The sequence below is a fragment of the Sphingobium sp. AP50 genome, assembly GCF_900109095.1.
Taxonomy (GTDB): domain Bacteria; phylum Pseudomonadota; class Alphaproteobacteria; order Sphingomonadales; family Sphingomonadaceae; genus Sphingobium.
On the sequence record NZ_FNYZ01000001.1, the window covers coordinates 1,124,011 to 1,150,558 of the forward strand.

At 63.3% G+C, this 26,548-nt stretch carries 29 protein-coding genes; 15 read left to right on the top strand and 14 right to left on the bottom strand.

The window, feature by feature from the left end; translation table 11 throughout:
- The first annotated feature begins 149 nt into the window (after window positions 1-149).
- Together BMY84_RS05610 and BMY84_RS05615 are read left to right on the top strand one after the other, a co-directional pair.
- Window positions 150-902, top strand: coding sequence for a hypothetical protein (locus BMY84_RS05610; protein WP_143074988.1), 753 nt, complete (start codon window positions 150-152; stop codon window positions 900-902).
- Between the two features lie 453 nt (window positions 903-1,355).
- Window positions 1,356-2,090 carry a Bax inhibitor-1/YccA family protein gene (locus BMY84_RS05615; protein WP_093081813.1) on the top strand — a complete coding sequence of 245 codons (735 nt, stop codon included), beginning with the start codon at window positions 1,356-1,358 and terminating at the stop codon, window positions 2,088-2,090.
- Window positions 2,091-2,263: 173 nt separating this feature from the next.
- Here BMY84_RS05615 and BMY84_RS05620 read toward each other — a convergent pair whose 3' ends face one another.
- The 6 genes from BMY84_RS05620 to BMY84_RS05645 form a co-directional block, all read right to left on the bottom strand.
- The gene (locus BMY84_RS05620) at window positions 2,264-2,893 is read right to left on the bottom strand and encodes a glutathione S-transferase family protein (protein WP_093081428.1); all 630 of its coding nucleotides are present in this window, start codon (window positions 2,891-2,893) and stop codon (window positions 2,264-2,266) included.
- A 146-nt stretch (window positions 2,894-3,039) separates the two neighbouring features.
- The gene (locus BMY84_RS05625) at window positions 3,040-4,284 is read right to left on the bottom strand and encodes a hypothetical protein (protein WP_093081431.1); all 1,245 of its coding nucleotides are present in this window, start codon (window positions 4,282-4,284) and stop codon (window positions 3,040-3,042) included.
- Window positions 4,285-4,402: 118 nt separating this feature from the next.
- Window positions 4,403-5,059, bottom strand: a complete 657-nt coding sequence (locus tag BMY84_RS05630) for an esterase/lipase family protein (RefSeq protein WP_143074989.1) — start codon at window positions 5,057-5,059, stop codon at window positions 4,403-4,405.
- Complete coding sequence (locus BMY84_RS05635; RefSeq protein WP_093081435.1) at window positions 5,046-5,750, bottom strand: immunity protein Imm33 domain-containing protein; 705 nt, start codon at window positions 5,748-5,750, stop codon at window positions 5,046-5,048. The genes BMY84_RS05630 and BMY84_RS05635 overlap by 14 nt, the downstream gene beginning before the upstream one ends.
- A 210-nt stretch (window positions 5,751-5,960) precedes the next feature.
- The gene (clpA, locus tag BMY84_RS05640; RefSeq protein ID WP_093081437.1) at window positions 5,961-8,294 is read right to left on the bottom strand and encodes an ATP-dependent Clp protease ATP-binding subunit ClpA; all 2,334 of its coding nucleotides are present in this window, start codon (window positions 8,292-8,294) and stop codon (window positions 5,961-5,963) included.
- Between the two features lie 152 nt (window positions 8,295-8,446).
- Window positions 8,447-8,644: a DUF1192 domain-containing protein gene (locus BMY84_RS05645; protein ID WP_093018220.1), complete on the bottom strand. Its 198-nt coding sequence runs from the start codon at window positions 8,642-8,644 to the stop codon at window positions 8,447-8,449.
- A 106-nt stretch (window positions 8,645-8,750) separates the two neighbouring features.
- Between BMY84_RS05645 and BMY84_RS05650 the strand changes: the two genes are divergently transcribed.
- The 9 genes from BMY84_RS05650 to BMY84_RS05685 all read left to right on the top strand — a co-directional run bounded on the left by BMY84_RS05650 (window position 8,751) and on the right by BMY84_RS05685 (window position 16,251).
- Complete coding sequence (locus BMY84_RS05650; RefSeq protein WP_177203903.1) at window positions 8,751-9,755, top strand: NAD(P)H-quinone oxidoreductase; 1,005 nt, start codon at window positions 8,751-8,753, stop codon at window positions 9,753-9,755.
- Between the two features lie 12 nt (window positions 9,756-9,767).
- Entirely contained in the window at window positions 9,768-10,169 is a 402-nt protein-coding gene (locus tag BMY84_RS05655) for a hypothetical protein (protein WP_143074990.1), read from the top strand.
- Between the two features lie 13 nt (window positions 10,170-10,182).
- Entirely contained in the window at window positions 10,183-10,392 is a 210-nt protein-coding gene (locus BMY84_RS29010) for a hypothetical protein (RefSeq protein WP_143074991.1), read from the top strand.
- Window positions 10,393-10,508: 116 nt separating this feature from the next.
- Complete coding sequence (locus BMY84_RS05660) at window positions 10,509-11,381, top strand: UDP-2,3-diacylglucosamine diphosphatase (protein WP_093081815.1); 873 nt, start codon at window positions 10,509-10,511, stop codon at window positions 11,379-11,381.
- 206 nt (window positions 11,382-11,587) lie between these two features.
- Window positions 11,588-12,628 carry a glycosyltransferase family 4 protein gene (locus BMY84_RS05665; RefSeq protein WP_093081446.1) on the top strand — a complete coding sequence of 347 codons (1,041 nt, stop codon included), beginning with the start codon at window positions 11,588-11,590 and terminating at the stop codon, window positions 12,626-12,628.
- A 145-nt stretch (window positions 12,629-12,773) separates the two neighbouring features.
- A complete protein-coding gene (locus BMY84_RS05670; RefSeq protein ID WP_093018214.1) occupies window positions 12,774-13,457 on the top strand; it encodes a DUF1013 domain-containing protein in 684 nt (227 codons plus the stop codon).
- Between the two features lie 136 nt (window positions 13,458-13,593).
- Window positions 13,594-15,300 carry a long-chain-fatty-acid--CoA ligase gene (locus BMY84_RS05675; protein ID WP_093081448.1) on the top strand — a complete coding sequence of 569 codons (1,707 nt, stop codon included), beginning with the start codon at window positions 13,594-13,596 and terminating at the stop codon, window positions 15,298-15,300.
- Between the two features lie 42 nt (window positions 15,301-15,342).
- The gene (gene msrA, locus BMY84_RS05680; protein ID WP_093081451.1) at window positions 15,343-15,876 is read left to right on the top strand and encodes a peptide-methionine (S)-S-oxide reductase MsrA; all 534 of its coding nucleotides are present in this window, start codon (window positions 15,343-15,345) and stop codon (window positions 15,874-15,876) included.
- 111 nt (window positions 15,877-15,987) lie between these two features.
- Window positions 15,988-16,251 (top strand): hypothetical protein, encoded by a 264-nt coding sequence (locus BMY84_RS05685; protein ID WP_093081818.1) that lies wholly within the window; start codon window positions 15,988-15,990, stop codon window positions 16,249-16,251.
- A gap of 29 nt (window positions 16,252-16,280) precedes the next feature.
- On the opposite strand, the gene BMY84_RS05690 is transcribed toward BMY84_RS05685, so the two are convergent.
- Entirely contained in the window at window positions 16,281-17,234 is a 954-nt protein-coding gene (locus tag BMY84_RS05690; RefSeq protein ID WP_093081819.1) for an L-threonylcarbamoyladenylate synthase, read from the bottom strand.
- 108 nt (window positions 17,235-17,342) lie between these two features.
- On the opposite strand from BMY84_RS05690, the gene BMY84_RS05695 reads away from it, so the two are divergent.
- Window positions 17,343-18,161 (top strand): ATP-binding protein, encoded by an 819-nt coding sequence (locus BMY84_RS05695; RefSeq protein ID WP_093081454.1) that lies wholly within the window; start codon window positions 17,343-17,345, stop codon window positions 18,159-18,161.
- A gap of 78 nt (window positions 18,162-18,239) precedes the next feature.
- Here the strand turns inward: BMY84_RS05695 and BMY84_RS05700 are convergent, their stop codons facing one another.
- Both BMY84_RS05700 and BMY84_RS29645 read right to left on the bottom strand, forming a co-directional pair.
- Window positions 18,240-19,565 (bottom strand): PQQ-dependent sugar dehydrogenase, encoded by a 1,326-nt coding sequence (locus BMY84_RS05700; protein ID WP_093081456.1) that lies wholly within the window; start codon window positions 19,563-19,565, stop codon window positions 18,240-18,242.
- 61 nt (window positions 19,566-19,626) lie between these two features.
- Entirely contained in the window at window positions 19,627-19,800 is a 174-nt protein-coding gene (locus BMY84_RS29645; RefSeq protein ID WP_177203904.1) for a hypothetical protein, read from the bottom strand.
- 232 nt (window positions 19,801-20,032) lie between these two features.
- Here BMY84_RS29645 and BMY84_RS05705 point away from each other — a divergent pair, with 232 nt between their 5' ends.
- On the top strand, window positions 20,033-20,242 hold the full coding sequence (locus BMY84_RS05705) for a hypothetical protein (protein ID WP_177185080.1): 210 nt from the start codon (window positions 20,033-20,035) through the stop codon (window positions 20,240-20,242).
- A 6-nt stretch (window positions 20,243-20,248) separates the two neighbouring features.
- Here the strand turns inward: BMY84_RS05705 and argC are convergent, their stop codons facing one another.
- The 4 genes from argC to BMY84_RS05725 are packed head-to-tail and all read right to left on the bottom strand — an operon-like array spanning window position 20,249 to window position 23,898.
- Window positions 20,249-21,193, bottom strand: a complete 945-nt coding sequence (gene argC / locus BMY84_RS05710; RefSeq protein ID WP_093081459.1) for an N-acetyl-gamma-glutamyl-phosphate reductase — start codon at window positions 21,191-21,193, stop codon at window positions 20,249-20,251.
- A complete protein-coding gene (locus BMY84_RS05715) occupies window positions 21,190-22,098 on the bottom strand; it encodes a C40 family peptidase (RefSeq protein WP_093081461.1) in 909 nt (302 codons plus the stop codon). The genes argC and BMY84_RS05715 overlap by 4 nt, the downstream gene beginning before the upstream one ends.
- Window positions 22,058-22,453: a MarR family winged helix-turn-helix transcriptional regulator gene (locus BMY84_RS05720; protein ID WP_093081465.1), complete on the bottom strand. Its 396-nt coding sequence runs from the start codon at window positions 22,451-22,453 to the stop codon at window positions 22,058-22,060. The genes BMY84_RS05715 and BMY84_RS05720 overlap by 41 nt, the downstream gene beginning before the upstream one ends.
- A 47-nt stretch (window positions 22,454-22,500) precedes the next feature.
- On the bottom strand, window positions 22,501-23,898 hold the full coding sequence (locus tag BMY84_RS05725; RefSeq protein WP_093081822.1) for a leucyl aminopeptidase family protein: 1,398 nt from the start codon (window positions 23,896-23,898) through the stop codon (window positions 22,501-22,503).
- A 141-nt stretch (window positions 23,899-24,039) separates the two neighbouring features.
- Here BMY84_RS05725 and BMY84_RS05730 point away from each other — a divergent pair, with 141 nt between their 5' ends.
- Window positions 24,040-24,240, top strand: coding sequence for a hypothetical protein (locus tag BMY84_RS05730; protein ID WP_093018368.1), 201 nt, complete (start codon window positions 24,040-24,042; stop codon window positions 24,238-24,240).
- Window positions 24,240-25,058, top strand: coding sequence for a DUF4163 domain-containing protein (locus tag BMY84_RS05735; protein ID WP_093081824.1), 819 nt, complete (start codon window positions 24,240-24,242; stop codon window positions 25,056-25,058). Before BMY84_RS05730 ends, BMY84_RS05735 begins: the two co-directional genes overlap by 1 nt.
- A gap of 77 nt (window positions 25,059-25,135) precedes the next feature.
- Here BMY84_RS05735 and rimO read toward each other — a convergent pair whose 3' ends face one another.
- Window positions 25,136-26,518 (bottom strand): 30S ribosomal protein S12 methylthiotransferase RimO, encoded by a 1,383-nt coding sequence (gene rimO / locus BMY84_RS05740; RefSeq protein ID WP_177203920.1) that lies wholly within the window; start codon window positions 26,516-26,518, stop codon window positions 25,136-25,138.
- Window positions 26,519-26,548 lie beyond the last annotated feature (30 nt).

Here is a 26,548-nt window from a genome sequence, read left to right on the forward strand (position 1 = left end):
GGGGGCGATTTGAGCGCTTCTTGCCTGGAAGCAGCGGTCGGTTCATCTTCTGTCCGATGAAACGCCGGATAGCATCGCCTCTGCTCGTAGTAGCGTGTCTCTGTCTTGGCATGGCGGCATGCAGTGATTCAGAAACATCCGAAAAGCATGTGCTGCTGAAGGCGGATAAAAGTCAGATCGCCTTTTTTAATCGTCCATTCTTGCTTGCCGAAGCCCGATCATCTTCGACGCCAAGTCCGTTAATCGTGCTGCTCCAGTCTGATCCCTGGCTTGCGGTGACAGGCTCAGACTCTCCGGCTTTCGCCCTTTATGACGACGGAACGGTGATTTTTCGAACCAAGTCTGGGTTCCTGTCGACCAAACTGGATCGATCCCGTAAGGACGCGCTTGTCGAGGCGTTTGGCGGTGATGAAATGAGCATGCTCGCCGGTCGTTACTCTGCAACGAACATAACGGATCAGCCCGATAGCAGTTTGCTCCTTTATGGGCGCAAGGTGCCAGCTTACATCACGGTTTATGGATCGCTGGACGATGAGGATGTCAGGTCGAGCCTGCCAGAGGCGGTGCTGACGGCATTTGATCGACTGCGCGGATTTTCAAGTTCCGGTGCTCAGCCCTGGCTGCCGGAAAAGGTAGAGGTCATGATATGGCCATATGACTATGCGCCCGATCAATCGATCATGTGGCCCAAGCGTTGGCCCGGTTTGAAAGGCCCGGCGACGCGCAAACAGGGCAATGGATATAGCATATTTCTCCCGTCGTCCGATCTACCCGCTTTAAGAGCATTTTTAGGCAGCCGTCGTGAGAAGGGGGCCATCGAAATTGACGGGCAAAAATGGTCGGCAAGTGTTCGTTATCCATTCCCGCATGAGGAATTGTGGATGGCTTCGGCTGAAAACTGAGAGCAAAACTGGCTTGAAGAAGCGTCACGCTCAACTGCTGGGCGCCCCCGCTTGAGATGCCAGCTTTGGCTGGCATGACGGGTAAGAATGACCAGAAGCGGACCTTCCTAGTTCCTCCCCAAGCTTGCTTGGGGAGGATTTATTTGACCGTCCGCTAATCCACCCCTTGTCGTCATTTCCGTAAAATCGGGAATCTTTCCCTCAGTCTGACAGCAAGGGGAAGTGGGGGGAGATGGATCCCCGCCTGAGCGGGGATGACGGTGTGGTGGGGGTGGGTTTGCGCGCTTTTGATGGCTTGCTTTCCATGCCTCGCCCCCAGCCGAATGCGATATCTTTGCCTGTCCGCTGCGTGACGAAGCGTTCAGGATGCGGGTTTGGCTTGAAGTGGAGGGCGGTTGCGCCGATAATAGAGAGAGGCCGGCGAAAGAGATGCCGGTGAAGGAGAAGAATTTCATGGCCAACTGGTCCGATCCCCGTTCCGACATTGCGGGCTTTGGCGGCGCCTCTGCCGCGCGCGGCGAGGCTTTCGACGCCGGGCTGCGCCGCTATATGCTGTCGGTCTATAATTATATGGCGAGCGGCGTGCTGCTGACCGGCGTCGTCGCAATGCTGTTCGCGTCGAGCGGGCTGGCGTTGCAGATCCTCGCTGGTCCCGGCATCCTGAAATATGTCATCATGTTCGCGCCGCTGGCGTTCGTCATGGTGATGAGCTTTGGCATGGCCCGCCTGTCGACGGCAGCGATGCAGGGGCTGTTCTGGGCCTATGCCGCGGTGATGGGCCTGTCGATGTCGTCGATCTTCCTGGTCTATACGCAGATGTCGATCGCGCAGACCTTCTTCGCGACGGCGGCGGCTTTTGCGGGCTTGAGCCTGTGGGGCTATACCACCAAGAAGGATTTGTCGGGCTTCGGCACCTTCCTGATCATGGGCGTGGTCGGCCTGTTCGTCGCCAGCCTGATCAATCTGTTCTTCCAGTCGGGGCTGATGAGCCTGGTGATCAGCGCGCTGGGCGTGCTGATCTTCGCCGGCCTGACCGCCTATGACACGCAGAAGATCAAGGGCATCTATGCGCAGGTCGCGGGCACCGACATGATGGGCAAGTCGGTGGTGATGGGGGCGCTGAACCTCTATCTCGACTTCATCAACATGTTCATGTTCCTGCTGCGCCTGTTCGGCGATCGTCGCTGATCGATAGGCGATAGCGAAATGAGTAAGGCCCGGTGGAGCGATCCGCCGGGCCTTTTTTTGTTGGAGGGCTTAGAAGCTCGCTGCGCTTGATACCCACTCCCTGCCTCCTCCCTGAAAGGGAGGGGGTTTATAGTGGTCTGCTCCCTCTCTGGAAGGGAGAGGGAAGTGGAGGTTTAGCCTTGCTTCTGCATTTCCGCGATGAGGGCGCTGTCGATTGCCTTTTGCCGCTGATAGGCGGGACGGGCGCGCAGGCGGGCGGCATAGGCTTCGAAGGCGGGGCGGGTGGGGATGGATTTGAACATCAGGCCCCAGTCGATCTGCGACCCGACATAGACGTCTGCTGCGGTGAACTGATCGCCGCAAATCCAACCATCGCCGGAAACCGCGCTTTCCAACGCATCGATCGTGTCGTCGAAACTGCCATAGCCGGCGGTGCGCTCGCGTCCTTCGGGCAGGACGAAGCCCAGCGCCTTGTTGGTGACGGCGGCTTCGACCGGGCCGGCGGCGAAGAAGAGCCAGCGATAATAAGCATGGCGCTGGTCGACCGGCGGGGCGAGATTGGCGGCGGGGAAGGCATCGGCCAGATAGGCGCAGATGGCCGCGCATTCGGTGACGGTCTTCCCCTGATGGACGATGGCGGGCACCTTCCCCATCGGGTTGATCGCGCGATAGTCGGCCGCCTTCATCGTGGTACCATAGTCGAGCAGCACCGTTTCATAGACTTCGCCGACCTCCTCCAGCATCCAGCGGGCAATCTGTCCGCGCGACATGGGGTTGGTGTAGAAGACGAGGTCGAGGGTCATCGGGGGGCTCCGTGCGGAATCGGGATGGCGGCAAGGTGGCGCAAGCGGGATGCCTGCGCCAGTGGCTTTGCGGGGTGTGACGTGCGAGCCCGGTTGAAAGGTTGCAATCGTGCTCCTGCCTGCGCAGGAGCACGATGCTTATACGCCTAACAGCCCACGCCCATGGCGCCGCTCAGCATGCCGCCAAGGCCGCCGCCGCATTTCTTCTTTTTCTTCGGCTGGGCGGCGGCGTCGCTCGCATCAGCTTCTTCGTCGCCAGCCTCGCCCATCATCGCGCCCATATCCGGCCCGTTCAGCATCCACATGGTGTTGGCGCGATAGCGGACGCGGGTGATCCATTCAGGCTTCCAGGCGATCTTGGGATCGGCGGGGCGCGGCGGATAGGCGAAGTTCGCCTCCGGGCCATAGGCGTAGAGGTTGCCCATCAGCATGTCCGCGCCCGTTTGCCCCACGGCGGCGGGGACGGTGCAGCTTGTCTGGCTGGGCGGCATGACGATCTTTTGCCCGATCAGCTTTTGCACCGATGCGGGGGAAATCCAGTCCCAGACCGGGCCGCCGAAAGCCTGGCTGGCGGAAGAGGCCCACCAGACCATGTCGCCATTTTCCTTCGCGCCGAACACCCAGGCATAATAGCCGGTCGCCTGTGGCAGGGCGTTCCAGCTGAGATTCGTGGTGCCGCCCGCGCCCGGACTGGCGCGGCCGGTGATGGCGGGCATGAAATCCTGTTTCAGGGTGAAGGCGATGTCGGGGCTGTAATTGCCGGCGATGCGATGGTCGCCCAGCAGGGAGGCGTTGGCGGGGACCATCTTGCGTGTCTGGCCATTGGGCCAGTCGCCATAGGTGCGGCTGTTGGAGGCGCGGACCTGCCATTCTTGCGGGATGGCGGCGCCGGTCATGTAGAGGCCGGGGGGCATCTGGCCCTTGGCGACCTTGGCGAAATCGATGACGATTGGCTGGCCGGGGCCGGGCGTGGCGCCGCAGCCCCAGTAGAGGAGGAGGCGGCCCTTGGGCTTTTCGCCGGGGATGGCCTGTTCCTCGCTGGGGACGATGCGCGGGGTGACGAGCGGGACGGAGGCGCCAAGGCCGACGCTGGCGGGCAGGAAATGATCGGCGGTCGGGGCGCCGCTGGCAGGCGCGCGGGTGGAGCCGAGGCGCAGCACCAGTTCATGCATGGCCTGCGATCGGCCGCCGCCCATCATCATGCCCATGGCAGCACCCATGCCGCCGCCTCCGCCGCCCATGGCCGCCATGCCGGACATGGTGCCTGCGTCGATGGTGTAGCGGGCGACGGGGGCTGACGCCTGCTGGCTGGTGGACGGCGCGGCGAGAAGGGTGAGGGATGTAAGAAGAAGCGCGCCGCGAGCGGGGCGCGAAGTCAGAATTTTATGCACGACATCTGTTCCTTGACCGTTGCGGAAGAGATGCGACCTTTTTTCTGGGATGGCGGTGTGTAGCAGAGAATGGAGCGGGGTGGGAGGGGTGATGGCCGCATCATCGCCGCTTCCGCCTTCAGGGGCGCTGGAAATGCCCTTCGCGCAGGAAATGGGCGACCTGATCAGCGACAGGTTGGCTGTAGATCATGGCGGTGTGGGCGATGGGGAGGGTGAGATGGTCGCTCTGGCCCGCGACATGGGTGGCGGCGACGCTGACCTTGCCGTCATTGGGGGCACGGAAGATGGGATTGGGGATAGCGCCGATCATCGGGCGATCGCCGGCGATGATGCCGAGGGGATAATCGATGGGGCCGAAGAGCGCCTCCGTTGCGGCGTCGCGCCGGGTGCGGAGCAGGGCGCCGGCATGGTTCAGGATCGGCTGGTGCAGGCGCAGGCGGTAGAGAAGGTCGGCGATTTCGCTGCCGCTGTTGGGCGTGCCGAGCATCACCACGCGGCCAAGAGTGTCGGGGCGATGGCGGGCGATATAGGCGCGCAGCATCAGGCCGCCCATGGAATGGCCGATGCAATGGAGCGTCTTTGCGGCGCTGACGGGGGAAGCGGTGAGGCGGCGGTGGAGATGGTCCAGCACGCGGTCGATGGGCCAGCGCCAGCTGGGATAGCCGATATTCGCGACAGCGAAGCCCTTGGCGCGCAGGCGGCGGGCGAGCAGAGCGGTTTGAAGCGGGTGGCCGCCGAAACCGTGGAGGAGGAGGATGGCTTCAGGCTTTGCCATGGCCGCCCTCTTCATCGAGTGGTTCATAGGCGCCGGTTTCGAAGTTGCGCAGCCATGCCGATCCGATCGGGCTATCGATCAGGTGCAGCCAGCTGTCATCGACGTTCAGCACTTTGCCGATGGCGATATATTGGAAAGGACGGGCTTCCAGTTCCTCGTCGGTCAGGTCGCGATAGTCGCCCCTGATGCGCCATCCGCTCTCGGGATATTTGTCATTCTCATCGGCCATGTCTGGCTCTTCGCGATAGACATAATAGACCGGGACGCCGTCATCTAGAACGCAATTGTCGACCAGGCAGCGGTCCCAATATTCGCGTCGGGCAGGTCGGGGCGGTATGCCGCGATTGCCTTCAAAGAGGAGGTCGATGATGTGGAAGGGGTGGAATCGCAGGAGGCTGCCTTCGCGTAGCTGGGGCATGTCGGACGGTATATTCGCCAGGGTGCCGCTCCAGCCGTCTGGCGCGATCGTCTTTACCTCTACCCACATGCGTTCGGCATCCCATTCGAGGCTGGGCGGATGGCTGCGGATGACGAGCTTGACCAGATCGCCGGGGCGCAAGGCGGCGATCTCATTGGGAGGGGGCAGGAAATAGGTGTAGGGCGCGCTGGCCTGAATGGGGCGCGGATCGTCGATCGACCAGGAGCCGAAAAGGCGGCGGCGCAGATTGTAGAGGCGGTGCTTGAGGTGCATGCAGAGCGAAACTAGCGGGGGCTTGCGGGAAGGCAAGACGGCTGGAGCGACGGCAGGCAATGTTGATTTTGCAGCGTTGCTACCCCCTCATTCAACTTCGCCTAACGCGCTGCGCGCGTAAGGCTTCGTATCCTTCCCGCCTTAGGGGAGAAGGCAAAAGAAAAGGGCGACCCTCTCGGGCCGCCCTTTTCGTTTTTCGTGGGAAGGCGCTTATTTGGTGCCTTCGGTCGTCTTGGCCTTGCCGCCCTTCTTGCCCTTTTTGGGAGCAGCGGGGGTGATCTGGAAGGCGAGGGCCGAAACGCCGTCGGCATCTTCCTTCATATGGACATGGACTTCGCCGCCATGGACCAGCTTGCCGAAGAGCAGTTCCTCGGCCAGCGGCTGCTTGATCTTTTCCTGCATCAGGCGGCCCATCGGGCGGGCGCCGTAGAGCTTGTCATAGCCCTTCTTGGTGAGCCAGGCCTTGGCGTCCTCATCCAGGGTGATGTGGACGTCGCGGTCGGCCAGTTGCAGTTCCAGTTGCAGCACGAACTTGTCGATGACGCGGGCGACGATTTCCGGCGGCAGATAGCCGAAGGGCACGATCGCATCGAGGCGGTTGCGGAATTCGGGGGTGAAGAGCTTCTTCACCGCGTCTTCCTGTACATCCTCGCGGGTCAGTTCGCCGAAACCGATCGATTCCTTCGCCATGTCCGACGCACCGGCATTGGTGGTCATGATGAGGATGGTGTTGCGGAAATCGACGGTCTTGCCGTGGTGATCGGTCAGGCGGCCATTGTCCATCACCTGCAACAGGATGTTGAACAGGTCCGGGTGCGCCTTTTCGATTTCATCGAGCAGCAGCACACTGTGCGGATTCTGGTCCACCGCGTCGGTCAGCAGGCCGCCCTGATCATAGCCGACATAGCCCGGAGGGGCGCCGATCAGGCGGCTGACCGAATGGCGTTCCATATATTCCGACATGTCGAACCGCTGGAGCGGGATGCCGATCAGGGTCGCGAGCTGACGCGCCACCTCCGTCTTGCCGACGCCCGTGGGGCCGGAGAAGAGATAGTTGCCGATCGGCTTGTCGGGATCGCGCAGGCCCGCACGTGACAGTTTGATCGCGGAGGAGAGCACCTCGATCGCCTTGTCCTGACCGAAGACGACGCGCTTGAGGTCCGTGGTCAGCGATTCCAGCACGCTCTTGTCGTCGGACGACACGGTCTTGGGGGGGATGCGGGCCATGGTCGCGATGACCTGCTCGATCTCCTTGGGCGTGATCGTCTTCTTGCGCTTGGACGGGACGACCAGCATCTGCATCGCGCCGACTTCGTCGATCACGTCGATCGCCTTGTCCGGCAGTTTGCGGTCGTTGATGTAGCGCGCGCTGAGTTCCACCGCCGCCTTGATCGCGTCCGGCGTATATTTGACGTGATGATGATCCTCGAACGCGGTGCGCAGGCCCGCGAGGATCTTGATCGTGTCCTCGATCGTGGGTTCGTTGACGTCGATCTTCTGGAACCGGCGCAGCAGGGCGCGGTCCTTTTCGAAATGATTGCGGAATTCCTTGTAGGTGGTCGACCCGATGCAGCGGATCGTGCCGCCCGACAGCGCGGGTTTCAGCAGGTTCGACGCGTCCATCGCGCCGCCGCTGGTGGCGCCGGCGCCGATCACGGTGTGGATTTCATCGATGAAGAGGACCGCGTGCGGCATCTTCTCCAGTTCGGTGACGACTGCCTTCAGGCGCTCCTCGAAATCGCCGCGATAGCGGGTGCCGGCCAGCAGCGCGCCCATGTCGAGCGAGTAGATGACGGCGTCGCGCAGCACTTCGGGCACTTCGCCTTCGATGATCTTGCGGGCGAGGCCTTCGGCGATCGCGGTCTTGCCGACGCCCGGGTCACCCACATAGAGCGGGTTGTTCTTCGACCGGCGGCACAGGATCTGGATCGTGCGTTCGACTTCGGCGGTGCGGCCGATCAGCGGATCGACCTTGCCGCGATCCGCCTTTTCATTGAGGTTGACGGTGAACTGGTCGAGGGCGCTGTCCTTCTTGCCTTTACCGTCCTGCACCTTCTTTTCCTCCTCGGGAGCGCCCTTGGTCTCCTGACGCTCGGGCGCGGGCGTGCCCTTGCCGACGCCATGGCTGATGAAGCTCACGGCATCGAGGCGGCTCATATCCTGCTGTTGCAGGAAGTAGACGGCATAGGATTCGCGTTCGGAAAAGAGCGCGACCAGGACGTTGGCGCCGGTCACTTCATCCTTGCCGGACGACTGGACGTGCAGGATGGCGCGCTGGACCACGCGCTGGAAGCCGCTGGTGGGGGAGGGGTCCGACGCCCCTTCGACCTTCAGGCTGTCCAGTTCGGTGTCGAGATAATGGGTGACGGCGTCGCCCAGCTCGCCCAGTTCCACACCGCAGGCCTGCATCACCTTTGACGCATGTTCGTCATCAATCAATGCCAGGAGGAGATGCTCCAGCGTGGCATATTCATGTTTGCGCTCCGACGCATGGGTCAGCGCATTGTGCAATGTGGTTTCAAGGGCGGGTGCGAATGAAGGCATATTCTTTTACTCCAAGCTCCCATCGGGAGCGACCTTGAACCCTATGTCGGCATTGCTCGACGACGGATCAAGGGCGTGCCCCCGACCGCCGGAATTGCCAGACTGCCCATGCCCGGATGAACGATATAATTCGTTAGGAGCATGGCGCCGGTTCATCTCTTGAATAGCGCCTCGGCAGTTGCCTTGTGGTTAACGGCGCCTTCAATCTTTGCTTTGGTGCGCGCGATCTCCGCTTCGAGGGCGGCGACGCGGCTTTCCAGTTCAGCCACGGAAAGCGGCCCCAGATCCTGTGTCAGCAGGCGGGCCAGCGGATCATCTCCCTTTCGCGGCAGATAGTCTTCCAAGTCCATGAATCGCAATGTTGACCCTGTCGCCCACTCTGTCAATAAGGTCGCGCGCTCCGACTGTCGATTTTGATGCGGTGCAGCAAAATGGCGGCTTTCCGTAGGGGCGATTATGGCGGAAAAATTTGCGGTGCCACAGGATATGACGGCGATCGGCATCGCCGCGCCGGGCGGTCCCGAAGCATTGGTGCCCGAAACGCGACCGGTTCCGGTTCCGGGGCCGGGCGAGGTGCTGATCAAGGTTACCGCGGCGGGCGTGAACCGGCCCGACGTGCTGCAACGGCAGGGCAAATATCCGCCGCCGCCGGGCGCTTCCGACATTCCGGGGCTGGAAGTGGCCGGCACCATTGTCGCGGCCGGGAGCGGCGTCGACATGCTGATCGGGCAGAAGGTGTGCGCGCTGCTGGCGGGCGGGGGCTATGCTGAGTATGCGGTGGCGCCTGCGGGGCAATGCCTGCCGGTGCCTGATGATTATGATCTGGCCGAGGCGGCGGGGCTGCCCGAGACGCTGTTTACTGTTTGGACGAACCTGTTCGAGCGCGCCTATGCCGTGGAGGGCGACATAGTGCTGGTCCATGGCGGCACCAGCGGCATCGGCACGATGGCGATCCGCCTGTGCAACCTGTTCGGCGTGACCATCATCGTCACTTGCGGGTCGGACGAGAAATGCGCGCAGGCGAAGGACTGGGGCGCGGATCATGCGATCAATTACAAGACCCAGGATTATGTCGAGGAAGTGAAGCGGATCACCGGTGGGCAGGGATGTCAGGCGGTGCTGGACATGGTGGGCGGCGATTATGTGCCGCGCAATCTGGACTGTCTGGCCGAGGATGGGCGGCATGTGTCGATCGCCGTGCTGGGCGGGGCGAAGACGAGCCTGTTCATCCCGGCGGTGATGACGAAGCGGTTGACCATCACCGGATCGACGCTGCGCGCGCGGTCGAGCGGGTTCAAGAGCCTGGTCGCGGATGAACTGATGCGGACCGTGTGGAGCTTCGTGGGCGAAGGGAAGTTGCGGCCGGCGATGGATCAGCGGTTTGCTCTGGTCGATGCGGCGAAAGCGCACGCGCGGATGGATGCGGGCGAGCATTTCGGGAAGATCGTGCTGGTGGTTTGAGGGGGACGGCGCATGAGAACCAATTGGCGTTGGCTGGCATGGCAAGTTGGTCTTCCGTTGGGTGGGCCGATCATTCTTTCAGCATTATTCGTTCTTTTCTGGTGGACGCTCAATGGCACCTTTCAACCACGGTGGGATGTCGTTTTAGATATCACCCCCTGGGCGTTGACATTTTATGCGCTGACATTGATCGCCACGGCTTTGCGGGAGCTCTGGCCCCGTTACGTTGAGCATCCTGCGCTATTCATTTGGCTGGCTATCCTGGCTGGGATCATCATCGTCTATTATGCGTTTATGGTGATCGTCCGGCACCAAAAGGCTTTCGTTCCTGCTCCATCAGTCTATATCGTTACCGCCATTCTTTTATGTGCGTCTATTTATGTCTGCCATCAGGCCGATAATCGCTCCCGCTAAGATCGGATAGAAGATGAACTATATGGATCAGCAGATTGTAGCGGTTGAAGCAAACGAGGCTCGGTCTGAGCAATTGTCTTCTGGTCTGGCAGGCGGTGCTGCACTTGGGGCTGTCGTGGGGCTGATCGTTGCGCCTGCGGCACCTGTCGCTATTTTGGCAGGTAGTGCAATCAGTAGTGCGTTGGGTGGTTTAATTACGCGATTCCTGTCACGTAATCGCTGAGAGATTGACCAAAAACCCCCGGAAACCGTAGCATTTCCGTCATATTCCCTTCGGAACTGTAACATTGCGGGCTTAAGGAATCGCTCCCGAGGACATTGATCTTTGGGGATCGCAGCATGAATGCCATTACGCGCCTGCCCTTTCTGGGCGAGCTGGAAGAGGGCGCGGACGATCGTTTCCATATCCCTGAGCGGGAAGGGCAACGGCGCCGCTATCGCACCATCTGGATTTCGGACATTCACCTTGGCACGCGCGGCTGCAATGCGGCGATGCTGATCGACTTTCTGGATAATGTGGACAGCGACACCATCTATCTGGTGGGCGACATCATCGACGGATGGCGCTTGAAGAAGCGTTTCTACTGGCCTGCCAGCCACAATGACGTGGTGTGGCGCCTGATGAAGCGGGCCAAGCGCGGCACGCGGGTCGTCTATATCCCCGGCAATCATGACGAGATGTTCCGGCAGTTCACTGGCATGAGCTTTGGCGGGGTGGAAATCCGGCGCAAGGCGATCCACCAGACGGCGGATGGGCGCAAGCTGCTGGTGCTGCATGGCGATGAGTTCGATACGATCATGCTGGCGCATCGCTGGCTGGCCTTCGTCGGGGACGCGGCCTACACCACGCTGATGCGGCTGAATGTGGTCGTGAATGCGGTGCGGCAGCGGATGGGGCTGCCCTATTGGTCGCTGAGCAAGATGGCCAAGCACAAGGTCAAGAATGCCGTGTCCTTCATCTCCCGCTTCGAGGAAGTGGTGGCGCATGAAGCCGGAACGCGCGGCGTCGACGGCGTGGTGTGTGGCCATATCCACAATGCCGAGATGCGCGAGATCGAGGGCATACAATATTATAATGATGGCGACTGGGTGGAGGGCTGCACCGCTCTGGTCGAGCATGGCGACGGGCAGATGGAAGTGCTGCACTGGGCCGACGAGATTGCCAAGCGGGAGCGGGACGAACTGGACGCCAAGGCGCGGATGGCGGCATAAATCCCGTTCGTCCTGAGTAGCCCCATCGACTGCTTGCCAAGGCAGGCGCTCAGGGCAGGCATTGAGCGAAGCCGAAATGGCGTATCGAAGGACAGGTGCTTCGATACGAGGCTTCGACAAGCTCAGCCTCTACTCAGCACGAACGGCTTCATTTTGATCGGGCGGGTTCTCAGTCGTCGGGAGCCGTCATGACGGAGCATCATCCAATGCGCATAGCGATCGTTACCGATGCCTGGTCGCCGCAGGTCAATGGCGTGGTGCGGACGTTGCAGACGATCCGGGGCGAACTGGAGCGGATGGGGCATGTGGTCGAGGTGATCTCGCCCGACCTTTATGGCTCCATTCCCTGTCCGACCTATCCCGAAATCCGGCTGGCGCTGGTGCGGCCGGGCGTGGTGGGGCAGGCGATCGCGGCGTTTCGGCCCGATGCGGTGCATCTGGCAACCGAAGGGCCGCTCTGTCTGGCGGCGCGGCGATGGTGCCTGCGCGGCGGGGTGCCGTTCACCACGGCCTATCATACCCATTTTCCCGATTATGTGGCGCAGCGGACCGGCCTGCCTGCCGCCTGGTTCTGGCGCTATATCCGCTGGTTCCATGGGCCGGCGCAGGCGGTGCTGGTGTCGACCCGGTCGGTGCGCGAGCAGTTGCGCGCCCATGGCCTGCCCAAGGTGCGGCCGTGGGGGCGGGGGGTGGATCTGTCCGCCTTCACGCCCGATGCGGAGGCACCGGCGGTTTTTGCCGATCTGCCCCGGCCGATCATGCTCTACGTCGGGCGCGTGGCGGTCGAGAAGAATCTGGAGGCGTTTCTGGCCACCGATCATCCGGGCACCAAGGTCGTGGTGGGCGACGGGCCAGCGCGCGCGGCGCTGGAGCGCGCCTACCCGCAGGCGCGCTTTCTGGGGTCGATGTTCGGCACGGAACTGGCGGGGGCCTATGCCGGGGCGGACGTGTTCGTCTTCCCCAGCCGCACCGATACGTTCGGGCTGGTGATGATCGAGGCGCTGGCCTGCGGTACGCCGGTCGCGGCCTATCCGGTAACGGGGCCGGTCGATATCGTGACATCGGAGACGGGTGCGCTTTCGGAGGATCTGGGCGCGGCGATCACGCAGGCGCTGTCCTGCGACCGGGCGGCCTGTGCTGCCTATGGCCGCAGTTTCAGCTGGGATCGCAGCGCGCGCGAGTTTCTGTCGGGCCTGCACGCGATCGACCCGGAGGTCATGGCCGATGTTCTGGAAAGCGCGGCCTGACGCTTTTCCCAAGGCCTGACGCTTTTCCCAAGGATTCTGTTGCCGGATGCGGCGGGATGTTCTATCTCTGATCCGTCGTGGCCGCCCTGCTTGGGCGGCCCTTATCGTTTTTACGCCGGAGAAGACCCCCGTGTCCCAGCCTCTCATGCCCCACGCGACCGCCAGCTGGCTGGTCGACAACAGCGCTCTGAGCTTTGACCAGATCGCGGAATTCTGTGGGCTCCACATCCTGGAAGTGCAGGCGATCGCCGATGACACCGCCAGCATCAAATATACCGGCCGCGATCCGGTGCGCGCCCATGAAATCACCATGGATGAAATCCACAAGGGCGAAAGCAACCCCGATTACAAGCTGAAGATGCTGAAGGGCCCCGAGCCGGTCCGTCGCACCAAGGGGCCGCGCTACACCCCGGTCAGCAAGCGTCAGGACAAGCCGGACGGCATCGCCTGGATTCTGCGCAACCATCCGGAGATTTCGGACGGCGCGATCGGCAAGCTGATCGGCACCACGCGCACGACCATCGCGGCGATCCGCGACCGCACCCACTGGAACATCAGCAACATCACGCCCAAGGACCCGGTGACGCTGGGCCTGTGTTCGCAGCGCGAACTGGACGGTCTGGTGACCAAGGCCGCGAAGAAGGCGGGCATCGAGGCGCCGACCGATTCGCGTCTGGATGGCGACCGTGAGGCGCTGATCAACGAGCTGCGCCGCGAGCGCGACGACGCCGCGCGCCGCGCGGAGGATGCGCTCAAGAGCGAGTCCGTCTTCATTTCCGGCAGTGCCACGATCCTGGACCCGTTCGGCGGGAACAAGGGCGAGGCGTGATGCCGTAGCGTCATCGGCGGCTTGTTCTAAGTCGCTGCGATGCAGCAATTTTAAGGGCCGCGCCGGCATTTCGGCGCGGCCCTTTTTGCGTTGGTTGACGCTTGCGTAAAGTGCGTCATGCCCATAGACTTCGGGCATGGAGAAGATAGAAAAAATCTGGAGAGAGCGGTACCAGCACCCGTCGGGCTGGGACCAGACATTCACCCCGATGTCGATGGGAGAGATGGTGGAGACAAGCGTCAAGGCGCATCCCCATGCCCCCATGATCGACTTCATGGGCCGAAAGTTCAGCTATGGCGAGATGCATGATCAGATCCGCCGTATCGCCTGTGGATTGCAGGCGCGGGGGGTGAAGAAGGGCGACCGGGTCGGCCTGTATCTGCCCAACACGCCCCATTATGTCGCGGCCTATTATGGCGCGCTGATGGCTGGCGCGATCGTCGTCAATTTCTCCCCCCTCTATACCGCCGCCGAACTGGAGCATCAGGTCGAGGATAGCGGCACGAAGATCCTGTTCACTTTGTCGGCCAAGGCGCTGTTGCCGACCGCGCTCAAGGTGCTGGAGGAAAGCACGCTGGAGACGCTGATCGTCGGATCGGTCGCCGAGGTGCTGTCGCCGGTAAAGTCGCTGCTGTTCCGCTGGTTCAAGGCGAGCGAATGCACGCCGCTGCCCGATGATCCGCGCGTGATCCGCTATGATCGCTTCATGGCGAACAAGGGCGATTGCGCGGTGGCGCAGATCGACCCGGTCAATGACATCGCGCTGCTGCAATATACCGGCGGCACCACGGGCACGCCCAAAGGGGCGATGCTGACGCACCAGAATCTGACCGCCAATGCGCGGCAGGCGCAGGCGATCGATCCGCACGCCAATGAGGCCGACCGGATCATCGCGGTGCTGCCTTTCTTTCATGTGTTCGCCAATACCTGCACGCTCAACCGCACTGTCATCAATGGCGGCGAGATGGTGATGCTGCCCCGCTTCGACGCGGCGCAGGTGCTGGCGGCGGTGCAACGGGTCAAGGCGACGTCGCTGCCGGGTGTGCCGACCATGTATCAGGCGCTGCTGGACCATCCCGCGATCCGCAATGTCGATTTCTCGTCGCTGCGGGCCTGCATTTCCGGCGGGGCGCCGCTGCCGCTGGAGGTGAAGCAGAAGTTCGAGGCGGCGACGGGCGCCAAGCTGATCGAGGGCTATGGCCTGACCGAAACCAGCCCGATCGTCTGTTCCAATCCCTATGAAGGGCTGAACAAGACCGGGACGGTGGGACAGCCGGTGCCGGGCACGCGGGTCAAGCTGGTCGACCGGGAAGATCCCACGAAGCCGCCGCCGGAGGGCGAACCGGGCGAACTGCTCTTTGCTGGACCGCAAATCATGAAGGGCTATTGGAACCGGCCCGATGCGGACGCGCAGGTGTTCGTCGGCGAGTTTGTGCGCACCGGTGACGTGGGCATCATCGACGAGGACGGCTATGTGAAGATCGTCGACCGGCTGAAGGACATGATCGCGGTCGGCGGGTTCAAGGTGTTTCCGAGCCAGGTCGAAGCGGTTCTCTACCATCATCCGGCGGTCAAGGAGGCACTGGTGATCGGCGTGCCCGATCGGTACCGCGGTGAGCAGCCCAAGGCCTTCGTGACGCTGAACGAGGGCGCGGAGATTGACGGGCCGGGCCTGAAGGACTGGCTGAACCCGCAACTGGGCAAGCATGAACGGGTGTGTGAGGTGGAAGTGCGGCTGAACCTGCCCAAGACGCTGGTCGGCAAGCTGTCGCGCAAGGAACTGGTGGCCGAAGAGCGGGCGAAAGCGGAAGCCGCGAGCCAAGAGGCTGGAACAGCGGCCTGATCCTCCCTATCTGTGCGGCCAAACACGGATAGGGAATGATCTATGACGCAGGAAATCGCGACGCTGGCCGGGGGCTGCTTCTGGTGCACGGAGGCGGTCTATCAGAATCTGAAGGGCGTCGAGGGGGTGGAGAGCGGCTATATTGGCGGCAAGGTGCCCAACCCGACCTATGAGCAGGTCTGTTCGGGCGCGACCGATCATGCCGAGGCGATCCGCATCACCTATGACCCTTCGGTCATTAGCTATGCCGACCTGCTCGACATCTTCTTCGCGACGCATAATCCCACGACGCTGAACCGGCAGGGCAATGATATCGGCACCCAATATCGGTCCGCCATCTTCCCCCATTCGGCGGAACAGGAAGCGGAAGCGCGCGCCGGGATCGAGCGGGCGCAGGCAGACCAGAACGACCCGATCGTCACTGCGATCGAGCCGGACGCGCCCTGGTATCCGGCGGAGGATTATCACCAGAAATATTGGGACCGGGTCGGCGACCAGAACCCCTATTGCATGGCGGTGATCCCGCCCAAGCTGGCCAAGCTGCGCAAGGGCTTTGCGGCGCGGATCGAAGGGTAAGGGGGCTTTAAATCCTCTTCCAACGGTCCGTCCTGTTTTGTGGCGTCCTTAGTCGGTGGTTCATCTGAACCATGGTAAGGACGCGGCGAACCGATGGTCGGGGGACTGATGATGAAGAAGATGATGCTGATCGCCGCGCCGATGCTGTTGCTGGCTTTGCCCGGTTGCGTGCGGACGGTGGCGAATGTGGTGACGGCGCCGGTGCGGGCCGGATCGCAGGTGGTCGACTGGACGACGACGAGCCAAGAAGAGGCCGACCGCAATTATGGCCGCAAGATGCGCAAGCAGGAAGCGCGCGAAGGCAAGGAGCGGAAGAAAGCGGACAAGGAACGGCGCAAGCAGTGCCGCGAGGCCGGTTACGGTAATTGCGGTTGACGGATTGACCGCCCAGAGATCAGGCCGGATCAGGCGGCCGCGCGTTTCAGCCGGTCGTTGATCGCGGCGCCTATCCCCTCGATCGGGATGGGCGCCACGGCGATGCGCGGCGTGGCGCTGGCATCGGCGATGTGCAGGGCGGCGAACAGATTGGCGGCGGCTTCCCGCAAATCGGCCTCCGGGCTGAGATTGATATGGCAGGGCATCAGCCCGAAACCGATCAGATATTCATCCTTCTCCGCGCGCAGCGCATCCAGCCGCACCGGCTTTGACGGGGCGTAATGGCTTTCGAGCTGGCCGGGCGCCTCGATCTTCGCGTCGCCGCCGGTCGTGACGGGCAGGCCGGTCGCTTCCTCCAGCATCGCGGCCGTCACTGGGCCGGGACGCAGCAGGCGGACGCGATCGGCTTCCGGCGCGGCAATGGTGGATTCCAGCCCCTCGCTGGTCGGACCTTCGTCCAAGATCATGCGAATTTTGCCATTCAGGCTGGCGAGCACATGTTCGGCGCGGGTCGGGCTGATCGATCCGCTGCGGTTGGCGGAGGGAGCGGCGAGGGGGCAACCGCTCTCGCGGATCAGCGCGCGCATCGCCGGATGAGCGGGCAGGCGCAGCGCCACGGTCGACAGACCGGCCATGACGAGCGGCGACAGGCCGCTGTCGGCGCGCACGGGCAACACCAGCGTCAGCGGGCCGGGCCAGAAGCGGTCGGCCAGCTTCGCGGCGACGGGCGAGAAATCCGCCAGCCTTTGCGCCATGTCGCGATCGGCGACATGGACGATCAGCGGGTTGAAGCTGGGCCGCCCCTTCGCGCTGTAGATGGCGGCGACCGCGCTGCTGTCGGTGGCGTCAGCGGCCAGGCCATAGACGGTTTCGGTGGGAACGGCGACCGGTTCCCCGGCGCGGATGAGCAGGGCCGCCTCCCGCAGCGCCTCAGCGCCATAGGGGCAGGATCGGGTGGAAAAGGCTGATTGTGCGATAGTCACGGCCCCCGCGATATAGTCCCCGAATTCCGCGAGTAAAAGGCCATTGCGTAACGACCATGACATTGACGCAACTTGTTTAGATGCAGCGGGGCGGTTAAGCCGCCGCCCATGACCGAAGCTCTTCTGACCCGCATCGCCGAAGCGCTGGAGCGCCTGGCCCCACCGCCGCCCGTTTCCGCCGATTTGGGCGTAGCGTCCGCCTATGTATGGGATGGCCATGCCATTCATGCGGTGGAGGCGTTCGCGCCAGTGGATTATGGGCTGCTGAGCGGGATCGACGCCCAGAAGGGCGCGCTGCTGGATAACAGCCGCCGCCATGCCGCCGGCCATGCCGCGCATGACGTGCTGTTGTGGGGCGCGCGCGGCACCGGCAAGTCCGCGGTAGTCGCGGGCGTCGTCGGCAAATTGCAGGCGGAAGGGCAGGATATCGCCCTGATGCAATGCGCGATCGATGAACTGGCGAGCCTGCCCAAGCTGTTTTCACTGCTGCGTGCGACGACGCGGCCCTTCATCCTGTTTCTGGACGATCTGGGCTTCGACGGGGATGGTGTGGGCGATGCGCGCGCCTTGCGGTCATTGCTTCAGGGTGGGACGGCGGCACGGCCGGCCAATGTCCGCCTCTATGTGACGTCCAATCGCCGCCATATCGTGCCGCGGCATCTGGCCGAGCAGGATGATCCCATCAATCCGCGCGACGTGATCGACGACAAGATGGCGCTGTCCGACCGTTTCGGGCTGAGCCTGGGTTTTCATGCGATCGATCAGGACGCCTATGTCGCGATCGTCAGCGGTTATGCGGGCAAGCTGGGCCTCAGCTTCGATCCGCTGGAAGCGATCCAGTGGGCGACCCAACGCGGCAGCCGCTCCGGGCGGGTGGCCTGGCAATATGTGGTCGAGTTGGCCGGGCGGAATGGTTTGACTATATAATCGTCATTGCAAGCGCAGCGAAGCAATCCACTGGCGCGCCCATGGATTGCTTCGCTGCGCTCGCAATGACGTTTGAGATTATTTCCCCTTCGTCACGCGCCAGATGACGCCGCCGACATCGTCGCTGACCAGCAGTGCGCCCTTGGCGTCGGCGGTCACGTCGACCGGGCGGCCATGGGCGGCGCCATCCTTGTCGAGGAAGCCGGTCAGGACGTCCACCGGCTTGGCCTTGCCGGCCTCTCCGTCGGCAAAGCCGACATAGACGACCTTGTAGCCGGCGGCAGGCTTGCGGTTCCAGCTGCCGTGCAGGCCAACAAAGGCGCCGTCGGTATAGGGCGCGCCAAGCTGCACCTTGTCGGCGAAGGTCAGGCCGAGCGGGGCGACATGGTTGCCCAGCGCATAGTCGGGACGCTTGGTATATTCGCGCACTTCCGGCCGCTGCGGCTGCACGCGGCGGTCCTCATACCCGCCCCAGTAATTCCAGGGCCAGCCATAGAAGGCGCCGAATTCGACGCGGGTCAGATAGTCGGGGACGAGATCGCCGCCCAGCATGTCGCGTTCATTGACCACGCCCCACAATTCGCCGCTCTTGGGTTCGAAGGCGAGGCCCACCGGGTTACGTAAGCCGGAGGCGAAGATGCGCTTGTAGCCGGTCTTGGGATTGACTTCGAGGACGAGGGCGCGGCCCTTTTCCACTTCCAGCCCGTTGTCGCCGATATTGCTGTTGGAGCCGATGCCGACATAGAGCAGTCCCTGCGGGCTGGCGACGAGGCTCTTGGTCCAGTGCTGATTGGGCGCCTGGGTGGGGAGGTCGAGGATCTTGCGGCCCTTATTGCTGATCTTGATATCGCCTTCCTTATAGGGGAAGGCCATCAGCGCGTCGGTGTTCGCGACATAGAGCGTGTCGCCGATCAGCGCCATGCCATAGGGCGAGTTGAGGCCGGTCAGGAAGGCGGTCTTCGTCTCCGCCTTGCCATCGCCATCGGCGTCCCGCAGCAGAGTGATACGGTTGGCGGAGGGGACACCGGCGCCCGCCTTGTTCATCAGATAGTTCATCACCCGGTTGACGATGCCGGTTTCGGGGCGGGGCGGGCTGTTGGTTTCGGCCACCAGCACGTCGCCATTGGGCAGGCGCAGCAGCGAGCGGGGATGGGCGAGGCCATCGGCATAGCGGGCGACCGTCAGCCCCTGGGCCGCGACAGGCTGCTCATTGCCCTTCCAGGGCTTCACTTCGGCGATGTTGACCGTGGGCAGCATTTCGCTGCGCGGGGCGGTGAACACCGGTTCCTTGCCCGTATCGGCGCCGGCGGGCAACTGGGCCGTATCGCCCTGTGCCAGATAGAGGAAGGTGCCGCCGGCCAGAGCCAGAGCGACGAGTGGCAGGACGATGAAATGTTTGTTCATGCGCTCCCGTCTAAATCGGGGCGCAGCGCCGGGCAAGGCGGATACGCAGGCGCTGTAGTGCTTATTTGTCGCGTTCACGCAGCCAGAGCAGCAGGGCGATCGCAACGCCGATCCCGGTTCCCGCCAGCAGCCCGATGCTGGGCTGGCCCATAAACCCGCCGGCGATGGTGCCGCCCAGGATCAGGAAAGCGATGATCGCGCCAGCGCCGGTCGGATTCTTCTTGCCCGTGGTCATGGATCGGGCTTTGCCATGGGCCGCGCGGGAAGGCCAGCGGCTTTGTCCTGGCACGGGCGATGCGCCATTTCGGGATGATATGCCCCGTATCGGGATGGATGCGTCAATATGGGACTTGGCTAATGCAGGGTTTACCCTCGTGCCCCGCCATGCGAGCCAAAGCCTTGAAATGGCACGGGGATTGAATGGTTTCTTCCACTAAAATGTCGAAAAGACAATGAGCGGGGTTGCAATGCAGGTGCCATATCTGTCGGGTCGCAAGACCTATGAGGACGCTGCCGAACTGATGGCGCTGTTCGGGGCCAATGCCGGCTATGAAGCGGCGGCGCGCGCCGATCGCAGCCTGGATCAGGGCAACCATATCCATTTCTGCCACTGGCGGCAGATTGAAAGGCTGATCGTGCTGCTGACGCACGACCAGCCGTTAGGTACGATCCACTAAAGGCTTTTACAGCCGCAGGCCCGCCGTTTCGGGGAGGCCTGCCAATATGTTGAGATTCTGCACGGCGGCGCCCGCGGCGCCCTTGCCCAGATTGTCGAGCGCCGCCACCAGCCGCGCCTGACCCCGATCTTCATTGCCGAAGACGAACAGGGCCAGCCGGTCGGTCGCGCCGACATATTCCAGCGTGACATTGGCCATCGCGGCGCTGTCTTCCGCCGAGGCAACGCTGACGATCGGCGATCCGGCATAGGCGCTGGCCAGCGCATCATGAATGGCGGCGACCGACGGCGTGCCCGGCATGGCGCGCAGTTGCAGCGGCACTTCCACGATCATGCCACGATAGGCATTAGCGACGGCCGGCGCGAAGAGCGGCGGATGGGCGAGGCCCGAATAGCGGGTCATTTCCGGCACATGCTTGTGCCCAAGGCTGAGGCCGTAGGGCAGGAAGGCGCTGGGCGCGCCGGTTTCCCCCTCATAATCGGCGATCATCGCCTTGCCGCCGCCCGAATAGCCCGACGCGCCCGACACCGTCACCGGCCAGTCGGCAGGGAGCAGGCCTGCCAGCACCAGCGGACGCACCAGCGCCAGGAAACCGGTGGGCCAGCACCCCGGATTGGCGACGAAGCGGCTGTTCGCCAGCACGTCCCGATGGCCCGGTTCCAGTTCCGGGAAGCCATAGGTCCAGCCATCCGCGACGCGATGCGCGGTCGATGCGTCGATGACACGGGTGGTGTCATTGTCGATCAGGGACACGGCTTCGCGGGCGGCATCATCTGGCAGGCAGAGGATGACGATGTCGGCGGCATTGAGCGCGTCGCGCCGTGCACCGGCGTCCCGGCGCTTTTCCTCCGGTACGGTAATCAGCGACAGTTCGGGACGGCCGGCCAGCCGGTCGGCGATTTCGATGCCGGTGGTGCCGTGACCGCCGTCGATGAAGATATTCGTGGTCATGGCATCAGCCTCCGCCGGGCGATGATGGGCTGGATATGGGCGTCGGCAACGCGCGCGACGACATCTGCCAGAGGCTCTTCCACCACTGCCATCCAATGGGCGTTGGCGTGGAGCAGGGTGGTGCCGTCGGTCATGATGCCGACATGGCCGGGAAAGAAGATGATGTCGCCGCGCCGGAGCGACGCATCGCTTTCGATCGGCGCGCCAATGCCTTCGCATTGCAGGTCCGTGTCGCGCGGGACGGCGGTGCCGGTCCGGCCGAGGGCGATCTGGACGAGGCCGGAACAGTCGATGCCGCGATGACCCCGCCCGCCCCAGACATAGGGCTGCCCGACATAGGATTGCGCCACTGCCACCCAGTCGGCCGGACCGGCATCGACCGGTTCGACATGGCGAACGTGGATATAGCCTTCGGCGCAAGCGACGAAATCGCCCTGCGTCTCGCCGGTGAAGCTCGCGCCGCACGGCCAATAGTCCGCGATCGGCGACTTGATGTCGGCTGCACTGAACAGCGGCGCCGTCTTTGCGACGATCCGGTGGGTCGGCGTTTCCAGCAGGTCTAGCGCCTCGCGCCGGATATAGCCGACATAGCCGTCATGGCCACAAAAGCCCCAGGCCCAGTCGGTCGTCACGTCCAGCGCATGGAAGGTTTCGCCGCGCAGCAATTCGCTGACCGCTTCGGCGGTGGGCGACGTGCTGGAGAAGATGGGCGCGCCCGGCGCAACGCAGGTGAAGGCCACCGCACGGGCATAATGGGCGGAGAAGAGAACGCCGGCGAGCGCCAGATCGGCCAGATCGCCGCGCGCAGCATGGACGCGGCGGTCAAGCGCTACCGAACGACCGTCGAGTTTGAACCGGGTTCTTTCAGGCGGTCCGTTCCGCATGGGAGTGTTGATGCCTATCATCGCGCGCGGTTCCTGCGATGAAATGGTGAAAGGCGTCAAGGAATTCCGCCCCTTTTGGGGTTCGGGTGATGAAAATATTACGACGATCCGCCGCATCGCGCTCCCGACGGAGGTAACCGAGCGCCGAAAGCTTGTTGAGCGCGCGCGTGATGACCGGCTTCGATACATGCAGCGCTTCGGCCAGACCGCGCACCGTATGCGGGCCGGAACCGATATAGACGGTCATCATCAACGCCATCTGCCGGTTGGTCAGGTCCGGCTTGCCCGATCGGACATAGTCTACCAGAGTTCGCATCCAATGGCCCAAAGGCTGGATGCCGGGACGTTCGATATCGGTGGCTGAATGGGCGTTCATGCGGGCTTAACGCATGATTCCCAATCCGGTTGCGTAACGGACGGCGACTATCCGTTGCGTCCGTAGCGTTGTTGCAACAGACGGAAAACGGCGCGCAATCCCAACGCTTCACCCCCCTTGGGCCGACCGGGGCGGGGGGAGGGGCGCCAGGCGAAGGTGTCGAGATGCAGCCAGGGCGTATCGTCCGGCACGAAGCGCTTGAGGAAGAGGGCAGCGGTGATCGAACCGGCAAAGCCGCCTTCGCCCGCATTGTTGATGTCGGCAATGTCCGATTTCAACATGTCGGCATAGCCATCCCATAGCGGCAGTCGCCAGGTCGGGTCTTCGACTTCGGTCCCGGCAGCTGCGATCTGCGCCGCCAGCGCTTCGTCATTGGCGAAGAGGGCGGGCAGGTCCGGGCCGAGGGCGACGCGCGCCGCGCCGGTCAGGGTCGCGAAGTCGATGATCAGGTCGGGCTTGTCCTCGCCCGCGCGGGTCAGGGCGTCGCCTAGCACCAGACGCCCTTCGGCATCGGTGTTGCCGATCTCGACGCTGAGGCCTTTTCGCGTCTGCAATATGTCGCCGGGGCGGAAGGCATTGCCGCTAATGGCATTTTCCGCCGCCGCGATCAGCAGATGCAGCCGCACTGGCAGGCGCGCGGCCATCACCAGTTGCGCCAGTGCCAGCGCATGGGCCGCCCCGCCCATATCCTTCTTCATCAGGCGCATGCCAGAGGACGGCTTGATATCCAGACCGCCGCTGTCGAAGCAGATGCCCTTGCCCACCAGCGCCAGTCGCGGATGGGCGGGATCACCCCAGTTGAGTTCGATGAGGCGCGGGGCGAAGGCCTTGTCTGCCGCCTTGCCGACGGCGTGGATCATCGGATAGCCCTGTTCCAGCGCATCGCCGCGCGTGACGGTGACGGTCGCGCCGAAGGATTTGGCGATGCTTTCCGCCGCCTTTTCCAGATCGGGCGGCCCCATGTCGGCCGCGGGGGTGTTGACGAGGTCGCGCACCAAAGCCACGGCCTTTGCCAGTTGCACCGTCTGGTCGACCCGCGCGACATCCCCGGTCAGCAATACGCGGGGCCCGGTGGGCGCATCATCGCTGCGGTAGCGATCGAAGCGATATTGGCCGGTCAGCCAGCCAAGGCCCGCCGCGCCGATCGACCCTTCCGCCAGACGATAGCTGCCTTCGGGCAGCGTCTCCGCGAGGCGCGCGAGGCACCAGGGGCCAAGTACATTCTTGTCCGCGACGCTCGCCACGACGGACCAGTCGTCCGCGCCGCTGTCGGGCAGGATCGCCTGCTCCCCGGCCTTGCCCCGGAACTTCTGCGCGGCGACGATGGCGCGTGCCGGCGTCGGCTGGGCGGCAAGCCAGGTATCGAAGCCTTTCGCATCAATCAGATGGATCGAACGGGCGGGCTGCTGGTTGTCTGCTTTGAGAAGGTCGGCAAGGTCGGTCATGGCGCGGGTGTAGGGGAAAGCGGTTGGCGAAGGGAAGGGCAAAATTCATCGCGCGCATCGCACGACCGGGCCATTCTTCCTTTGCGAAACCGACCATAGAGGCCTAGATTCCAAGGCAGATAAAAGAGAAGGAGATGGATGATGCTATATGGTGACGACCGCAGTCTTCAGGCGGCGCGCGCGCGGGCCTATGCGCTCGCGGAAACCGGGCAATATGACAATAGCAATGCCGTGCAACAGGCGCTGATCGCCGAGGGCTGGTCCAATGCGGGCCGGGCGATGGACAGCGACTATGCGCGAAAGGCTGTGGGCGAACGTTGCCGCGCGGCGCAGGCGCACTGATGCGGAACGGGGGGCTGGGTTTCGCGGCGCTGCTTTCGCTCGCCGCCTGTTCGCCATCATCGGAACAGCAGACCGGGAATGCCTCCGCCAATGCGGCGGCATCCCGCTATGCCGACAGGATGTCAGGCACGCCTCAGCCTCCGCCGCCCGCCAAGGCTTTCGCTTTGGCGGAGAAGAATGATTTTCTGGAATTCGCCTATGCCTATCCGGCGCAGGCGGCTGGGATTCCGGCACTGGTCGACAAGTTCGGCAAGGAAGCCGCCTCTGCCAAAGCCGATGCGCTGAAAATGGCGAAAGACGACAGTGCGGCGGCGAAAAAGTCGGGCTTTCCGTTCCGCGCGCACAGTCTGGACAGCCAATGGAATGTCGAGGCGGACACGCCGCGCTTCCTGTCGCTCGAATCCCAAACCTATGTCTATACCGGCGGTGCGCATGGCATGACCGGTTATGATGTCGTGCTGTGGGACAAGGCCCGCCATCGCGAAACCAGCGTCAAGGCGCTGATGACGACGCCTGCCGCCTTCGCCGCCGCGATCCGCGAGCCTTTTTGCAAGGAACTGGATCGCCAACGCGCCGACAAGCGCGGTGCGCCGGTGGTGCGGGGGGACGATCCCTTCACCCAATGTATCGATCCGATGGCCGAGGTTATCGTGCCGACGTCCAGTGATGGAAAGCTGATTGATGCCATGACCGTGGTGGTTGGCCCCTATAGCGCCGGCCCCTATGCGGAGGGCAGCTATGACGTGGCGCTGCCCGTAGACGCGGCGATGCGCAAGGCGATCAAGACCGAATATCAGGACGGGTTTGCGGGCAAGTGAAGCCGTTCTCCTGAGAAAGCAGGAGTCCAGTTGAAACGGCGGAACTGGGCTCCTGCTTTCCCAGGAGCCCATTGGCTTTAAGCCGGCACGCCGTACAGATCATGATCGTCGGCGTCCTCGATCAGCACGTCGAATATGTCGCCGGCCTGGCGCCCTTCGCCGACATCGCGCAGGAAGACATTGCCGTCGATTTCCGGCGCGTCGGCCTGACTGCGGGCGGTGGCGCCGATGCTGCCATCTTCCTCGTCCGGCTCGCCGACCTCATCGAGGATGACGGGCAGGACGCGGCCGATCTTCGCCTGCAACTTGGCGGCGCTGATTGCGGCGGTCTTTTCCATGATCCGCTGATAGCGTTCTTCCTTGACCTCTTCGGGCACGGCGCCCGGCAAGGCGTTGGCAGGCGCGCCCTCAACCGGTTCGAAGCGGAAGGCGCCCACGCGGTCGAGCTGCGCTTCTTCCAGCCAGTCGAGCAGATATTGGAAATCTGCTTCCGTCTCGCCGGGGAAGCCGACGACGAAGCTGGAGCGGATCGCGATATCGGGGCAGATGTCGCGCCATTTGCGGATGCGGTCCAGCACCTTGGCTTCGTTGGCGGGGCGCTTCATGGCCTTCAGCACTGACGGCGAAGCATGCTGGAAGGGAATGTCGAGATAGGGCGTCAGCAGCCCGTCGGCCATCAGCGGGATGACCTGATCGACATGGGGATAGGGATAGACATAGTGGAGCCGTACCCATGGCGCCTTGCCATCGGCGGTGCGCAACTGGCCCAGTTCGCGCGCCATGTCGGTCATGTGCGCGCGCACTTCGCGGCCCTTCCACATGCGCGGATCATGCCGGGTATCGACGCCATAGGCCGACGTATCCTGGCTGATGACCAGCAATTCCTTGGTGCCGGCCGCGACCAGCTTCTCCGCCTCGCGCAGCACCGCGTCGATCCGGCGCGACACCAGGTCGCCCCGGATCGAGGGGATGATGCAGAAGGAGCAGCGATGGTTGCAGCCTTCCGAAATCTTGAGATAGCTGTAATGGCGCGGCGTCAGCTTCAGCCCGCCTTCGGGGACCAGGTCGATGAAGGCGTTGGGGATGGGCGGCGATGCGTCATGCACCGCATTGACCACCTGCTCATATTGATGCGCGCCGGTGACGGCCAGCACCTGCGGGAATTTCGCGCGGATCACGTCCGCCTCGTCACCCATGCAGCCGGTCACGATGACGCGACCATTCTCCGCCATCGCCTCGCCGATAGCCTCCAGCGATTCTTCCTTGGCGGAATCGAGGAAGCCGCAGGTGTTGACCAGCACGACGTCGGCGCCGGCATAGTCGGCGGACATCTGATAGCCGTCGGACCGCAGCTTGGTCAGGATACGTTCGGAGTCGACCAGATTCTTGGGACAGCCGAGCGAAACCATGCCGATTTTCGGCGCGTCTGGGATTTTGGTTGCCATGATCGCCGCGCACATAGGGATTTTTGCGCCAAATGTCACGGGGGC